This is a genomic window from Sphingobacterium sp. UBA1897 (assembly GCF_002337775.1).
GTDB classification, from domain to species: domain Bacteria; phylum Bacteroidota; class Bacteroidia; order Sphingobacteriales; family Sphingobacteriaceae; genus Sphingobacterium; species Sphingobacterium siyangense.
This window is the reverse complement of the sequence record NZ_DDGR01000036.1, coordinates 36451-51625: the sequence shown is the minus strand read 5'-3', so window position 1 is coordinate 51625 and position 15175 is coordinate 36451. Positions and strand designations below refer to the sequence as shown.

At 38.6% G+C, this 15175-nt stretch carries 11 protein-coding genes and 3 tRNA genes; 6 read left to right on the top strand and 8 right to left on the bottom strand.

What is annotated here, in order from left to right; genetic code table 11:
- Positions 1-380 precede the first annotated feature (380 nt).
- Together B4N43_RS23515 and B4N43_RS23510 are read left to right on the top strand one after the other, a co-directional pair.
- A complete protein-coding gene (locus tag B4N43_RS23515) occupies positions 381-2573 on the top strand; it encodes an FUSC family protein (protein WP_286736588.1) in 2193 nt (730 codons plus the stop codon).
- A gap of 31 nt (positions 2574-2604) precedes the next feature.
- Positions 2605-3585 (top strand): YpdA family putative bacillithiol disulfide reductase, encoded by a 981-nt coding sequence (locus B4N43_RS23510; protein ID WP_286736586.1) that lies wholly within the window; start codon positions 2605-2607, stop codon positions 3583-3585.
- Here B4N43_RS23510 and B4N43_RS23505 read toward each other — a convergent pair.
- Entirely contained in the window at positions 3578-4195 is a 618-nt protein-coding gene (locus B4N43_RS23505; protein WP_075991750.1) for a TetR/AcrR family transcriptional regulator, read from the bottom strand. The two genes, B4N43_RS23510 and B4N43_RS23505, sit on opposite strands and share 8 nt — an antisense overlap.
- A 104-nt stretch (positions 4196-4299) precedes the next feature.
- Here B4N43_RS23505 and murB point away from each other — a divergent pair, with 104 nt between their 5' ends.
- The 3 genes from murB (at position 4300) to B4N43_RS23490 (ending at position 6365) form a co-directional block, all read left to right on the top strand.
- Positions 4300-5316 carry a UDP-N-acetylmuramate dehydrogenase gene (gene murB, locus B4N43_RS23500; RefSeq protein ID WP_286736585.1) on the top strand — a complete coding sequence of 339 codons (1017 nt, stop codon included), beginning with the start codon at positions 4300-4302 and terminating at the stop codon, positions 5314-5316.
- Between the two features lie 262 nt (positions 5317-5578).
- Positions 5579-6088: an RNA polymerase sigma factor gene (locus tag B4N43_RS23495; RefSeq protein ID WP_286736584.1), complete on the top strand. Its 510-nt coding sequence runs from the start codon at positions 5579-5581 to the stop codon at positions 6086-6088.
- A gap of 31 nt (positions 6089-6119) precedes the next feature.
- Positions 6120-6365 (top strand): cytochrome b5 domain-containing protein, encoded by a 246-nt coding sequence (locus B4N43_RS23490; protein WP_088160763.1) that lies wholly within the window; start codon positions 6120-6122, stop codon positions 6363-6365.
- Here B4N43_RS23490 and B4N43_RS23485 read toward each other — a convergent pair whose 3' ends face one another.
- From B4N43_RS23485 to mgtE, 5 genes are all read right to left on the bottom strand, one after another.
- On the bottom strand, positions 6366-7280 hold the full coding sequence (locus B4N43_RS23485) for a PfkB family carbohydrate kinase (protein ID WP_088160762.1): 915 nt from the start codon (positions 7278-7280) through the stop codon (positions 6366-6368).
- A 57-nt stretch (positions 7281-7337) separates the two neighbouring features.
- Positions 7338-7411, bottom strand: a tRNA-Asn gene (locus tag B4N43_RS23480).
- Between the two features lie 88 nt (positions 7412-7499).
- Positions 7500-7573, bottom strand: a tRNA-Asn gene (locus B4N43_RS23475).
- A gap of 50 nt (positions 7574-7623) precedes the next feature.
- A tRNA-Asn gene (locus B4N43_RS23470) sits at positions 7624-7697 on the bottom strand.
- Positions 7698-7944: 247 nt separating this feature from the next.
- Positions 7945-9321 carry a magnesium transporter gene (gene mgtE, locus B4N43_RS23465; RefSeq protein WP_088160761.1) on the bottom strand — a complete coding sequence of 459 codons (1377 nt, stop codon included), beginning with the start codon at positions 9319-9321 and terminating at the stop codon, positions 7945-7947.
- An 807-nt stretch (positions 9322-10128) separates the two neighbouring features.
- Here mgtE and B4N43_RS23460 point away from each other — a divergent pair.
- The gene (locus B4N43_RS23460; RefSeq protein WP_286736581.1) at positions 10129-12816 is read left to right on the top strand and encodes a hypothetical protein; all 2688 of its coding nucleotides are present in this window, start codon (positions 10129-10131) and stop codon (positions 12814-12816) included.
- Here the strand turns inward: B4N43_RS23460 and B4N43_RS23455 are convergent.
- Together B4N43_RS23455 and B4N43_RS23450 are read right to left on the bottom strand one after the other, a co-directional pair.
- A complete protein-coding gene (locus B4N43_RS23455; RefSeq protein WP_088160759.1) occupies positions 12813-13667 on the bottom strand; it encodes an endonuclease/exonuclease/phosphatase family protein in 855 nt (284 codons plus the stop codon). The genes B4N43_RS23460 and B4N43_RS23455 overlap by 4 nt on opposite strands.
- 181 nt (positions 13668-13848) lie before the next feature.
- Entirely contained in the window at positions 13849-15039 is a 1191-nt protein-coding gene (locus B4N43_RS23450; RefSeq protein ID WP_070570453.1) for a phosphoglycerate kinase, read from the bottom strand.
- Positions 15040-15175: the final 136 nt, after the last annotated feature.

The window sequence follows — 15175 nt, the reverse complement described above, 5'->3', positions numbered from 1 at the left end:
TCTTTGAAAGTGGTCAAGAGAGTTTAGGTGACTCTTGAAATTTTGTAATGTCTCTGAAATTACCCTATGGCTCCAAATATAACAATATTATAGCTAAACAAATAAAAAAATATAAATTAATCAAAAAAACAATTAAAATTTTAAAAACATACTAACAAATTTTAGTAATTTTTCATTTTTAACACATTAACATAGTACAATATGGGAACGACCTGTGTCGATCCCTTAGTTCATAAAGCCCGGCTACAAAATGAACCTTTCTTGATCAGACAGAAACCAACCAGCTATATCGCTATCATCCGTACAAAAAAGAGCAAACATAGCAGAATAATTGTTTTTAATATGAAAAGCAATTTATCTAAGTTTGTACTATACACATTATGAAACAGACACAAGAAATAAAAAGTTTTTTCTATAGCCAATATTTTGCAGATGGACTCCGAATTACCATCGGATGTATCGTGCCTGTCCTGATCTTTGCAACCATAGGGCAATTTACCAATGGAACCATTGTCTCTCTGGGAGCGCTCTTAGTAGGCTTATCGGATACCCCCGGTGCGCCTAGCCATAGAAGGAAAGGAATGATTGCGGGTGCGATATTAACTACTTTAACTTTTATTTTAACCAATATAGTCAATCAAAATGTATATCTATTAGCAATTTTTATCGGCGTAGCCTGCTTTATATTCGCGATGTTTGCGGTTTTCAATGGAAGAGCCGCCAACGTAGGTCTCATGTGCATCCTGATGATGTTGATCCATGTACAGATTCACTACCCCCTTGCTGAAGCTATCAACTATCTAGGTTTCTACACTTTAGGTGGTTTATGGTATATCGCCATTAGTCTTTCCATCACCCAAGTACGTCCTTACAGGCTGGCCGAACAGGAACTATCAGAAACAATTCGCTATGTTGCTGATTACATCCGGCTAAAAGCTAATTTTTACGATGCTAAAATTGATAATGATAAAAACTACCTCAAACTAATCGACAAACAAGTTGAAGTCAATCAGCATCAGGAAAACCTACGGGATGTATTATTTCAAAGTAAACGATCGATAAAAGACACCACAAAGGTAGGACGTTATTTAACCCTCGTTTTCAACGATATCGTCGATCTCTTTGAGCAAAGTATGGCGGCGCACTATGATTACAATACCATCAGCGAACGCTTTGGACCTACAGGAATCTTGGAAGATTTCAAAAATGTGATTTTAAAATATACCAATGAGCTTGACAATTTAGCCTATCAGCTTAATACAAATACGCAGCCAAAACCACTGTACGATTTCGACTCGGATCTCAGTCGCCTTCACACTAAAATCGATCAACTGGATAAAAATCAACAATACAGCACATTTGCTTTACGCAAGGTATTGATCAATTTACGTGATCTGGTTCGCCGGATCAAAAATATCTATGGTTACTCGCATCTACAACCTGACGATGTCAAAAGAAAGGAAATTGATGACGCAAAACGCTTTGTTCAAAGCTCTGCAATTGATTTTAAGAAGTTCCGCGAAAATCTTACCCTAAAATCCACCATCTTTCGACATGCCTGCCGTATGGCGATTGTCATGTCGGTCACCTATTACGTGTTTGAGGTCACCAATATCACCAATAATGTATATTGGATCCTCCTCACCATCATGGTTATCCTAAAACCTGGCTTCGGACTCACAAAGGAGAGAAATATCCAGCGTCTCATAGGCACAACGATAGGTGGCCTCATCGGAGCCCTCATCCTGTTAACCATCCATGACCCAACTATACTATTTGTTCTCTTGGTATTCTTTTTTCTGACGGCATATAGTTTATTCCGCGTCAACTATGTTATTGCGGTACTTTTTATGACACCCTATGTATTAATTATGCTGAGCTTCGTCAGCGCCAATACCCTAGACGTCACGAAAGAACGCATATTAGACACCTTTATCGGGGGCATGATTGCATTCTTATCCAGTTATATTATTTTTCCAAATTGGGAAAGCATGCAAGTCAAGGAGTCCATGCGAAAGCTACTCATTGCCAACTACAATTACATCTTTCAGGCATTGAAAGAAATTGCAGGCCAAGCGCCTTCCATCACGGATTACAAACTAACCCGCAAGGCTGTCTACGTCGAAACCGCCAATATGGGTTCGACGTTCCAGCGCATGCTTACCGAACCCAAGAAACGTCAAAAATATAGTAAGGAAGTCAATAAATTCGTCATATTCAACCATATTTTAGCTTCTTTTTCGGTGACATTAATGAACCATCTCGACGAAATGGACAATAATTATATCAATAAGGACCATGTCCGGACGATCCGAAAAATATTAAGCTCCTTGGAGCAGTCCATTCAACTGCTACATTCTGACGATAGCGTCAATGCATTTATTCCTTTGGCGATCGAAATTCCCAACGACCAATTTGATAATACAGATGTCAGTTCGGTTGATGGGCAGCTATTGACCGAACAGCTGGACTTTCTCAATAAAATTGCGCAGGACCTGCATAAAATAGTTCAGGACCTTCATACTAAAAGCACAGCAATGTCAGAAAATGAGCTGTCTAAAGCTTTAAGCTGATTTATTCTTTAAAATTCTCGACATTTATACCATGAGCGATACGATAACACGGTACGACCTGATTATAGTTGGCGGCGGGCCAATTGGCTTAGCTTGCGCCTTAGAAGCCAAAGAAGCAAATTTAAGCTATCTTATTCTTGAAAAAGGCTGTTTAGTCAACTCACTGTATAATTACCCCCAAAATATGACCTTCTTCTCTTCTTCCGAAAGATTAGAAATAGGTGATATTCCCTTTGTCACAACCAACCCCAAGCCAAAACGCATGGAGGCTTTGGAATATTACCGACGTATACAGCAAAAGTTCACACTGGATACCCATCTTTTTGAAGAAGTACTGGAAATTAAGAAAGAGGATACGGAGTTCCTGGTCAGTAGCAACAAAAGCATGTACCTGACCAAAAAAGTCATCATCGCCACAGGTTTTTATGACATACCGATGTTGCTCAATATCCCGGGCGAAGAACTTCCCAAAGTTAGGCATTACTACGATGATCCACATTATTATAGCAGCCAGAAGGTGATCGTTGTCGGCGCCAGTAATTCATCCATTGATGCAGCGCTTGAAACCTACCGAAAAGGAGCGCAAGTTTCTTTGGTGATCCGTGGTAGCGAAATCAGCCGTCGGGTAAAATATTGGGTTAAACCTGATATTGAAAATCGAATTGCTGCTGGTGAAATCGATGTGTATTATAATAGCCACTTAATAGAAGTTACTCCAACTACTGCACATATCCAAACACCAAACGGTATCGTCGAACTCGATAATGATTTTGTACTGGCTTTAACCGGCTATCGCCCGAATTTTGATTTTTTGAAAAAGATCGGAATTGATATTCCCCAAGAGGCACCTTGCATTCCTAGCCATAATGAAGAAACAATGGAAACAAATATAGCCGGGATTTATTTGGCAGGCGTCGTTTGTGGTGGCTTAAATACCCACCTTTGGTTTATTGAAAATTCACGAATTCATGCCAAACAGATTATCGAACATATTCGCTCAACACTTATTTAACGACTTGAAAACGTAAACCATTTAAGAAGATTTTCATCATTTTCTTCTGTAAACTGAGAATATGATCGAATTCTTCTTTTGTTGGGAACAACATGTTTTTCATATCCTTTAATATGCCCATACGCATACCGAATAGTGAATACAGAAGAATCCGCGCAGTTTCATTGATATCTTCAACCTGTATCTCCCCAGCATCGATACCAATATTGAGAATCTTCTCAATAATTTCTACTTCACGTAGATAAGATTCTTTGAACACCTGCTCCAACTCATCCGGAAGCTCTTTCACCATCTTCATGGTGTATTCAAATAAATTATAATATTGATTGATAATCTTGACCCGCATATCAATAGAATACATCATGATCTCCTCAAAGTCGCCTCCCTGCGCAATGACATCCTCGATATCCTCGATCATTTTATCAATAACGTATTCGAAAACTGCAGAATATAAGCTATTCTTATCCGGAAAATAATAATACAGCAATGCTTTTGAGAAATTGAGATCTTTGGCTATTTCCGACATCGTTGTCTTAGCCATTCCAAAATGTGCAAAGCGCCTCGTCGCAGCTTCTAGAATTTTGATTCTTTTTACATCTGCATTACCCATTAAACTTATATTTTTTATCGTTAAATAAACGGTTTATACTATCTTTACCGATTATCATGCTAAAGATAGCTGATTTTTTTGAATTTCTGAAAACTAAAGTCAATATGAAGTTAAACATTCAATCGAATATATCTTTAAAAGCTTTCAATACGTTTAGAATTGAAGAAAAGACAAATTTTCTAATCGAAGTGAATGACAATGAAACATTGACCGAAATTTTTAAAAATGATATTTTTAAAGAGAACTTTTTTGTTCTTGGAGCTGGTAGCAATGTCCTTTTCACCAAAGCATTCGAAGGATATATTATTCGAATGAACAGCAAGGGTATACAAGCAAAGATAGATGGCGACGATGTCTATGTCACAGCGCAAGCTGGAGAGATCTGGAATGACTTCGTTTGGTACTGTATCGAACATAATTACGCTGGCATTGAAAACATGGCCCTGATTCCCGGCACTGTCGGGGCTTCACCCGTGCAAAACATCGGTGCCTATGGTACGGAGTTAATGTATGTCTTTCACGAATGTCAGGCTTTCGATACGCATACCGGCAACTTTGCCACATTCAAAAAAGAAGATTGCAATTTCTCCTACCGTGACAGCATCTTTAAAACAGCTCATAAAGGACGGTTTATCATTACCCAGGTAACCTATAAGCTTAGCCGAACAGCTCATATCAATACAACTTATGGTGCAATAGAAGCCGAACTCGCTAAAGAAAATATAACGAACCCAAGTATTGCCGATATCGCAACCATTGTCTCCAAAATCCGTGTAGAAAAGCTCCCTGACCCAAGTACAGTGGGAAATGCCGGAAGTTTCTTTAAGAACCCCGTAGTTACAGCATCGACTTTTGAGCCTCTTCAGAAAGAATACCCCACAATACCGCATTATCCAATGCCTAATAATGAAACAAAATTGGCTGCTGGATGGTTAATAGAACAATGCGGTTGGAAAGGAAAAGAATATGGACAAGCAGGTGTATGGAAAAATCAGGCACTTGTACTAATAAATAGACAAAACGCTACAGGACAGGAAATTTATAATCTATCGGAACAAATCATAAGTGATGTAGCCAACAAATTTGGCATTAAGCTGGAGCGTGAAGTTAATTTACTGTAAAGATTTAAAAAAAGTAAAAATATTTTTTTTAAATCTGAAAGCAAAAGAAAAACAGGCTTCACTTTAGTAAAATATCACTTTGAGCTAATTTTATTTACTTAAAGTTAGTTTACGCAAACGTTTGCTGTGCTTAAAATAATCTTAAAATTATATTAACAAATCTAATTTTACCATTTTTGGCGCATTATTTGCCTCATACTTAATGAACCGCATTTTATAAACGTACTGTTTTGTAAAAAGAACAGTTATAATTCATTAAGCTATGACAAAGAATGAATTTGACACCATGGTTATTGAGCAATCGGACTCATTAAAACTCTACGCCAGAAATTTTACCAGTGATTACGAAGATGCCAACGATCTCGTTCAGGACACTATCCTGAAAGCTGTGACCTATTTTAAAAATTTCAAAGAAGGAACCAATTTGAAAGGATGGCTTTACACCATCATGAAAAACACGTTTATTAATAACTATAGACGTATTGTGAAAACCAATTCTTTCATTACGAAAGACGAGGATATTTCTAACTCTAACCTCCTATTATCCGCCTCCTCAAATCAAGGCGAAAGCAAATTTGTCATGGAAGACATCCATGAAGCTTTATCTAATCTTTCCGAAGAATATTACATCCCATTTTCACTGTACTTTGAAGGGTTTAAATACCACGAGATATCTGAACATTTAAATATCCCTATCGGAACAGTGAAAACAAGAATACATGTCGCTAGAAAATTAATGAAAAGATCACTATCGGCATATAAAGTAGCCTAGTTTTTCTATCTTCGCCTTTTTACAATTACGAATGGCAGAAGAATTATCGGAATACAGCAAAAGCCAACTGGCTTTACGTAATGGTCAGGACAAACCACAGATCTGGGTTGCTTATCGCGGATTTATCTATGATGTCGGAGAAAGTAGACTGTGGAAAAACGGGATGCATTACGAACATTGGGCCGGACAAGATCTAACTGAGGAGCTCCAAGAAGCCCCTCATTCAGAATCTGTATTTTCAAAATTTCGGATCGTCGGAAAACTGAAAGATCAATGATTATAAATTAAACTGAGATAGGGCAACAAAAGCATTCAAGCGCTTTTGTATGTCCTCTTCGGTAAGATCAACCAAACGATCTGTTCCAAATTTCTCTACACAGAATGAAGCTAGCGCAGAACCAAAAATTAACGCGTTCTTCATGTTTGTAAAGTTTATACTTTTTACTTTGGCAAGATAGCCAATAAAACCTCCTGCAAAGGAATCCCCCGCGCCAGTTGGATCAAACACATCTGCTAATGGTAGAGCTGGAGCAGAAAAAATCTGATTCTCTCCAAAAAGAAGCGCACCGTGTTCACCTTTTTTGATAATTAAATATTTAGGTCCCATTGCTAAAATGGCTTTTGCAGCTTTAACCAGAGAATACTCTTCTGACAGCTGTCTCGCCTCTGAATCATTGATGGCTAACACATCAACTTTTAGAAGTACCTTTCTTAGATCATCCATGGCAACATTCATCCAGTAGTTCATCGTATCCAGAACCACCAGCTTAGGTTTGTGTACCAAGCGCTCCAACGTTGTTAATTGTATTTGAGGTGTAAGATTACCCAAGAGAAGATACTCACAATCCTGATAACTTTCAGGAATAATTGGATCAAAATCAGCCAATACATTTAAGTCTGTCGCCAAGGTATCACGGCTATTCATATCGTTATGATACCTGCCTGACCAAGAAAAAGTTTGCCCACCAGTAATCACCTGGACACCCGTAACATCTATACCACGGTTCCTGATAAGATCGAGATTGTCATTTCCAAAATCCTCCCCAACAACACTGACCAATTTGATTTGATCACATAGATATGATGCCGCCAAACTAGCAAATGTACCGGCACCACCTAGAATTTTGTCAGTTTTACCGAACGGTGTTTCTATTGTATCGAAAGCCACCGTACCAATAATTACTAAACTCATAGTTTTTTAATAAGCATGGTAAACAAAAAAACCGGCGTAAAGCCGGTTTCAATATTGCTCCTGAAGCTGGGCTCGAACCAGCGACCCTCTGATTAACAGTCAGATGCTCTAACCTGCTGAGCTATTCAGGAATTTATTTTTCGAGAAATTCCTTTCTCATAGAGTGTACAAAAGTAGTACATTTTAATTTTATTTGCAAATAAAATATTTGCGTTGTTGCTCCTGAAGCTGGGCTCGAACCAGCGACCCTCTGATTAACAGTCAGATGCTCTAACCGGCTGAGCTATTCAGGAATGAAAAATTGAATATTTTAAAAACCCCGGTTATGTAAGTTATTAAATTGCTCCTGAAGCTGGGCTCGAACCAGCGACCCTCTGATTAACAGTCAGATGCTCTAACCTGCTGAGCTATTCAGGAGTGTTTTTTCAATTTTTCCGGAGACCCTATCGCGTTTCCGTGATGCAAGTATCGGAAGATTATTAGAATACTACAAATTTTTTGAGCACATTTTTTACAACTTCCTAAATTCCAATTAGAATAATTTATTTTTATTTTTCATACTGCTCCACAAAATCCCCTTTTCAGCACTTAAACCAACATTATCCTTCTTTTACCTTCAATGGCTATTAGCTGATCAATGGGCAATATTGTAAATTCAGTACGATTATAGCAGCACACCTTTCAAAATAAGCGTCGCTACACTAAAATAAATCAGCAAACCTGTTACATCGACTAATGTCGACACAAAAGGCGCTGAAGAACTCGCAGGGTCGGCCCCAAGCCGTTTCATCACAAAAGGCAACATAGACCCCATCAACGATCCCCAAAGGACAACGCCGACCAGGGACAAAGAAATAACCAATGCAACCAACACCCAATACTCACCATAGCTATGCGCAAAAGACTGCCATGCCATAATCCTTATAAAACCCAGCGCTCCCAAAATAAGTCCCAGCAGCAAACCCGACAGAATCTCTCTTCGCATCACACGCCACCAGTCCCCCAAGGTAACTTCCCCCAAGGCCATCGCCTGAATAATTAATGTTGACGCTTGCGAACCGCTGTTCCCACCACTGGAAATAATAACAGGCATCAGCGCAAACAACATAATCGCACTTGCCATTTGCTCCTCGAAGTGCTCAATAACTGTAGCGGTCAAAAGTTGCCCCAAAAAAAGCACAATAAGCCAACCAGCTCTTTTCTTGACCAAGTTCTTAATCGACACATCCAGGTAAGGTTCATCCAAAGCCTCCGTTCCCCCGATACGCTGCATATCTTCCGTGTACTCCTCGTTTGCTACCCAAAGAATATCATCGACAGTCACTATCCCCAACATAACCCCCTGTTCGTCGACAACAGGCAAGGCCACTCGGTTATTCATCCGGAAGATGTTGATCGCTTCCTCCTGGGGATCGTAAGCATTCAGCGAAATCAGACGATGATCGATCAGTTCGCCAACGACTCTATCTGGCTCCGCCATCAACACATCTTTAATCCGAATATCATCTACCAGCTTCCCATTTCCATCAATCACATAGAGTACATCTATCGTCTCCGAATCTCTTCCATAACGTCTAATATGTCCCAATATTCGTTCAATACTCCAGTGCTCTTTTACGGTAATATAATCGGGGGTCATTAGACGTCCAACGCTATCTTCTGGATAGCCCAGCAACGCCAATGCTTCAACACGATCTTTGGGTGGTAATAGTAAAATTAAATGCTTAATATCGTCCTTCATTTCTGAGAAAAAAGAAGTCCGATCGTCGGGGGGTAACTCGTTAATTAGCGCGCTAATTTTCGCTTTAGAAAGCTTCTTAAAAATCCTGTTTTGCGTAGGGAAATCCAGAATACGAAAAACGTTAACTGCGCGATTCAAATTTAATGATTCAATAAATAGTGAACCATGCTCGGGCAACTCATCAATTAGCTCCTCTACTTCTGAAATATTTAATTCATTCAAAAATTCTTCCAGCCCAACAAGATCTCCACTTGCTATCAATTGCTCTATTTGATTCACCTGCATTTCCAGTTCTTCCATATCTCCTATCAATTTAAAAATCCTACATCTACACAAAATTTATATGTTACAAAAATCGCTTTTTTAAAGTAAATTCTGCATAAAAAAATAAATAATAAAAACCTGCTGTCTGTCGCAGTAATTGGGATAAATACGCCGCGCAACGTTCAATGCTCAAATCAAAAACAAGACATTTTGTCATCAACAAAAACTAAAGAGAAAACCGTTCTCGCCAATAACTTCAACAGGTCTAGACAAAAGAAAGACGACGAAATTTATCGTCTAATCACCGATCCATTTTTTTATCGAATAAAATAAATCAGACGACACCCAACTCACCAACAGTCCCTCCGAAAGCAACAACTCCTAGTCGTCAAATTTTTATACAAAAAAAGCAAACAAATTTTCCCGACACTCTCTTAGAATCGCCAATTATTTAAGTATATTCGTCATATGCTTTAACCTGTTGAATATAGCGCATTTTTTCAGAACGCCCCCTTATTATCAGGTTATTTTAAATAAAAAAATAGCATAAAAAAAGTAAAACATAAAAAACATAAAAACCTATTATTCAAAGATAAAACAATTTCAAACATAACTTAAAGTTCATGTAAATAGGAACAATAAAACTAAAAAAAATAGCAAATACACGATATACAGAAATTAATGAAACATAAAAACATAATTATCAGCATATTATCATTATTATCATTAATAATATATTCACAAAAAAGTTCCGCTCAATTTTTTGAAGACAGCCAAGCCCCTTTAAGCCAAAAATGGTATAAGATCGAAACGAAGAATTTTCAACTTATTTTCCCCGAAGAAATGAAGAGCAAGGCCCCTACCCTAGCTGACCAGGTTAACCGATCGCTGCGTACAACTTCTAGAAATTACAAAATAACACCGCGGAAAATCCCATTCATTATCCATAACACGAATCTACAAACGAATGGTTTTGTACAGCTGTCTCCACGTAAATCTGAACTGTACAGCACCGCCGGAGCAGAGCCAGACAATCAGACCTGGCTACCCAATTTGATCCTGCATGAGTCAAGACACGTAAGTCAATTTGACAAATTGACAGGCAAACTGCGCGCGCCATTTTTTGAACAATTAGCCCTAGCCTACTATGGACTGACCGTCCCTTCTTGGTATTTCGAAGGGGATGCAACGCTAACTGAAACGATATATTCGGAAGGAGGAAGAGGAAGATTACCCGCTTTTGAAATGCCAATCAAAGCAAACTTTCAATCGAATCACAACTATAGTTTTAATAAATATTTACTGGGATCCTATAAAGATATTGTCCCGAGTTACTATACAATCGGTTATCTGATGACCTCCACTTTAAAATCAGAATTACCCTCGAATTATGAAGCCGACCTCTTTTCAGAGCTTAACAAAAAACCGCTATACCCCTACAATATTAATCGCGTTTTAAAGAAAAAAATAGGTGGAAATAGTGCCTATTTATACAACAAAACAATAGCAAATTTAGACGCTATATGGAATAAAAAAACAAGCAATTATCAATACCAGAAGTACACAGAAATAAACAAAAAAAACAACAATTATTACAACAGTAATTTATTGCCGAAACACAAGAATGGTCTGATCTATTTTATTAAACAGAATCCACAAAAGACGAATGCAATTTATACCTATGATTTGGCAACAAAAACAGAAAATAGGCTCGTCAAAACCGGCATACAGTTGACGCCACATTTTGACGTAAACAGCAATTACATCGTATGGGATGAGCTTCATAAAGATCCGCGTTTCAACAAGAGAACATACAGCGTCATCAATATCATGAATCTCAAAACAGGGAAAATTAACCAGCTCAGCAAACAGACGAGATATTATTCACCTATTTTTAGCCCACTAGACGAAACCATCGCCTGTGTTGAGGTAGATTTATCCAACGACAGCTATCTGACGCTTATAAGCCTTAAAAACAACAGTATCATCAAACGGGTTAAAATAGGTAATGCTGAACAGCTCCAGCACCCTGCTTTCAACCCCCAAGGAGATAAAATAATAGGCATACGATTATCTCAACATGGAACCGCATTGTGTGAAATTGACCTGAACAATAACAAAATCACCAACCTAACACCATGGGGTAACCAACAATATGAAAGGCCGCAATACCTTTCAGGTATGAAGATCATCACAAAAGCCAACTTCAATGGTATCGATAACATTTACAGCATCGACCTCATATCTGGCAAAAAGCAGCTTTTGACAAAGGCACAGTTTGGCGCTTTTAACCCATTTTACGACAAGGATACAAGACAATTATTCTTCAACGACTACCAGTACAATGGCTACAAGATCGCCCAAACACCCATAGACACAGCATTTGATATCGCTCCCGAAACGGATTATTTTTCGCATTATTACGCTACGGCATTGACCAAAGACAGCGTAAAAAATATCGCTTCAGTCTCAGTAGATACTAGTCAGCACTACCAAATTGTCCCCTATCGTGGACTAGGTAGAACGTTTAATTTCCATAGTCTTTCGCTAAGTAGCAGCAATTTTGAAAGCTTCGACAATTTTAAACCCGGAGTCTTCTGGTTATCAAACAACATCTTAAATACCACACAAATTGCACTGGGATATGAATATGATACCGACATCCGAAAAGGAGTATATTCGGCAGAACTGACCTACAACAAGTACTTCCCAAAATTCTCACTACGTTATGAAAACAGAGGGCAAATCGCAGCAGCAAGCATCCCTAATAAACCGGACAGTAGCATCCGTTTCGACTGGCGCGAGCATTATATATCGTCACAGATCTCCATCCCACTCTCCTTTTACAGAAGAGACTACGTCTATTCCACTGGGTTCAACCTGGCAACAGCTTATCTAAGGCGCTATGATCTTAGCCGAACAGATGTCAAAAACTTTAATTACGAGACTGCATTTCCATTAACATACCAGCTTTACCTCAATCGCAATGCGCGTATGGCCAGCATGGATCTCTACCCAAGATGGGGGCAAAATTTTAGCGTCACCTATCGGCATACCCCCTTCGAAAACAATGCAAAAGGTGAAATTCTATCGGCACGAACAGTATTTTATCTACCTGGATTCATGAGCAATCACGGCTTTCAAATCAGACTGAGCGCCCAAACAGGATCAGGAATTTATCAATATATCAACGACATCCCTTTAGTGAGTGGATTTAGCTACTACAAATATGAAAAAATAAAAAACACGGTATTGGTAAACTATCGCTTCCCCATAGCTTATCCCGACCTTGGATTAGGATCCTTAGCTTATATTAAACGTGTAAAAGGTGGAATATTTGCTGATTATCAAAACATACACAAACACAAGGAGATTTCACCAAAAAGTTTTGGGGCCTATCTATCGCTTGATTTCAATGCTTTCAGATACCCACTTCCAGACTTCGAATTCGTCGTTAAAGGCACCTATATCAATGACAACACGACAACGCAACGTATAGTTCCAACATTCAGTTTAAACTACACCTATTAAGGATGAATCGCCCAGTTAAAATTCAGTGCCAAAGCATAATGATCCGACAAGGGCAGTCCTTTAATATTAGTGAATAGATTATTTTCTATGTTATAATCCCGGGCAGTAAGACTTAGGTGACTGCTGCTCCGGTAAAGAATCTTATCGATAGATTCGCTCTGATTGCCGATAGACAGCATATGTGGAGGTTTAAACTCATGTCGCACCTCTGGTACTAAGCCTCCATTTTCGAGCTCAACCCAGCTGTCAACCAATGTTGTGGAATCCATAAAATCATGCAGATTATCATCACAAAAACTATAATGTGCATTAAAATCGCCCATTACTATAAGTGGCTTATCGCTCGAATGCTCTCCGATATAATCACGTAGCTGATTGAGATTATCCCGACGTGCACTTGAAGCTTTCCTGCTATTCTGTGCGTTCGCATGAACGTTATAGACATCCAACCAGACTTCAGGAACGATTTCTATCTGAACTAGGGTAAAGCCCTTCGGTGTTAGAAAATCTGCTCCCGTACGTTTCTTCCAGGGTACGCGAACAACATCGGTCATTGGAAAATGAGACAAGGTATTGAGACCATCACCAAAGGGAACACGCCCTTTGGTTCTTGTGCGATATGGATGTAAATTCCCGCCCCAATATAAACTTCTATTATAATTGAAATCCTCCTGTACATTAACAATATCAAAAGGATTGATCTTCTTTCCAATTTCAGCAATACTTCTACTTCTGCCTGTAATCGCAGAAGAAATAATCCCGGGCAAGCCCGCTACATTATACGTCAGTACCGAAAAAAAACCAGAACTACCTTTTTCTTTACTCTTATTAGCATCCATCAATATCTGCATATATAACCCATGTCATGATAAATTTAGCAAATACAATAAAAACTCACCAGTACTACACAAACATTTAACAGATAATTGATTTAATCTGACATTACATCAATAGTTTAGTACATAACACAGATCTTTTTTAATGAAAAAGGGACAACATAACGTTGTCCCTTTTCTAAAAATTTGATTTATATTAATCTTCAAGTGCCTTCACACCTGGAAGAACTTTTCCTTCCATGTATTCCAAAAGAGCACCACCACCTGTACTGACGTAACTTACATCCTCAGTCATACCAAATTTACTTACCGCAGCAGCTGAATCACCACCCCCTATTAAAGAGAATGCGCCATTTTTCGTTGCTTCCACAACAGCATCAGCAACAGCTTTGGTACCCTTCGCAAAGGTATCAAATTCAAAAACACCCATCGGACCATTCCAAAGAACTGTTTTAGAATTCTTGATGATCGCTGCGAAATTTGCAGCAGACTCCTGCCCGATATCAAGACCTTGCAAATCTGCCGGAATTTGATCATTTGGTCCATCATACACATTGGCATCGTTTGAAAATGCATCTGCAATCTGAGCATCCGTAGGAATAACCAAGTTTACACCTTTTTCCTTCGCTTTTTTCACCAACTCATTCGCTAAATCAAGTTTATCGATTTCAACCAATGATTGACCAATTTCACCACCTCTAGCTTTGATGAATGTATAAGCCATACCTCCACCAATCAAAAGATTATCAACTTTATCCAACAAGGCCTCAATTAACTGAATTTTATCAGAAACTTTTGCACCTCCCATAATAGCCGTAAAAGGTCTAACCGGATTGTTTAATACTTTTTCTGCGTTTCCAACTTCCGCTGCCATCAAGTAACCGCTATATTTAGCTCCCGGGAAAAATTGCGCAACAATTGCTGTCGAAGCATGAGCCCTGTGCGCTGTGCCGAAAGCATCGTTTACATAGATATCACCTAATTTTGACAACTTTTCTGCAAACTCAACATCTCCCTTTTCTTCTTCTTTATAGAAGCGAAGGTTTTCTAGCAATAAAACCTGACCAGCTTGTAAAGCTGCAGCCTTTTCTACAGCCTCTGTACCGATACAGTCATTGGCAAACTGAACATCAGTACCTAAAACCTGTGAAAGATGAGCAACAATATGTTTTAATGAATACTTATCAGTAGGACCATCTTTTGGCCTTCCTAAGTGGGACATCAATATCACGCTTCCACCATCATTCAAAATCTTCTTTATTGTTGGAGCCGCTCCCTGGATACGATTATCATCCGTAATATTGAAATTTTCATCCAAAGGCACGTTGAAATCCACACGTACCAAGGCTTTTTTACCTGCAAAATTTAAATCGTCTACTGTTTTCATTATGTAACTTTATTGATTTGGGATTAGGTCGTTTTGTCAAACGAACAGCTAAATATAAAAAAAAGCATTTGCTTTCATTAGAAATAATTATTTATTAATGGTAATTCTTACCTTGGATCGAACTTATTGTCACACA